Genomic DNA, 656 nt, shown 5'->3' on the forward strand with positions numbered 1-656 from the left:
CAGAAACTTTGAAAAGACAAAACTCGCATTTTCATTGCCATAAACATAAAACGAGAGAAGACAAGAACTGTCCTCTCTCGGTGTTAAGTGGGTCAACCCACTACAGTTGACAAAGAGCCAAAAAAGAGAACACATCAGTCCTCTTAAAATCTTATTATTTATAAAAAACACTCCGTACGGGATTCGAACCCGTGTTACCGCCGTGAAAAGGCGGTGTCTTAACCCCTTGACCAACGGAGCATATCTCTCACTCACTGAGTGAATGGGCACGAGTGGACTCGAACCACCGACCTCACGCTTATCAGGCGTGCGCTCTAACCACCTGAGCTACGCGCCCAAGCAAATTGCTTGGATTGTTTTGTAATATAGTATTACAAAGCGGGTGACGAGAATCGAACTCGCGACAACAGCTNAGCAAATTGCTTGGATTGTTTTGTAATATAGTATTACAAAGCGGGTGACGAGAATCGAACTCGCGACAACAGCTTGGAAGGCTGTAGTTTTACCACTAAACTACACCCGCTTATTAAAAATAATGGGAGTTAACGGGATCGAACCGCTGACCCTCTGCTTGTAAGGCAGATGCTCTCCCAGCTGAGCTAAACTCCCCAACGAGGATTTCTCCTCAGTATCTGCTAAGCAACTACCATATCTCA

General features: G+C 45.0%; 4 tRNA genes. All 4 read right to left on the minus strand.

The window, feature by feature from the left end:
- Positions 1 to 168: 168 nt before the first annotated feature.
- The 4 genes from ACERC5_RS10155 to ACERC5_RS10170 all read right to left on the minus strand — a co-directional run bounded on the left by ACERC5_RS10155 (position 169) and on the right by ACERC5_RS10170 (position 609).
- Positions 169 to 240 (minus strand) — tRNA-Glu (locus ACERC5_RS10155).
- A gap of 23 nt (positions 241 to 263) precedes the next feature.
- A tRNA-Ile gene (locus ACERC5_RS10160) sits at positions 264 to 337 on the minus strand.
- 115 nt (positions 338 to 452) lie between these two features.
- A tRNA-Gly gene (locus tag ACERC5_RS10165) sits at positions 453 to 523 on the minus strand.
- Between the two features lie 13 nt (positions 524 to 536).
- Positions 537 to 609, minus strand: a tRNA-Val gene (locus ACERC5_RS10170).
- Positions 610 to 656: the final 47 nt, after the last annotated feature.

The organism is Streptococcus sp. E24BD (genome assembly GCF_041807825.1).
In the GTDB taxonomy this organism is placed as follows: Bacteria; Bacillota; Bacilli; order Lactobacillales; family Streptococcaceae; genus Streptococcus; species Streptococcus entericus.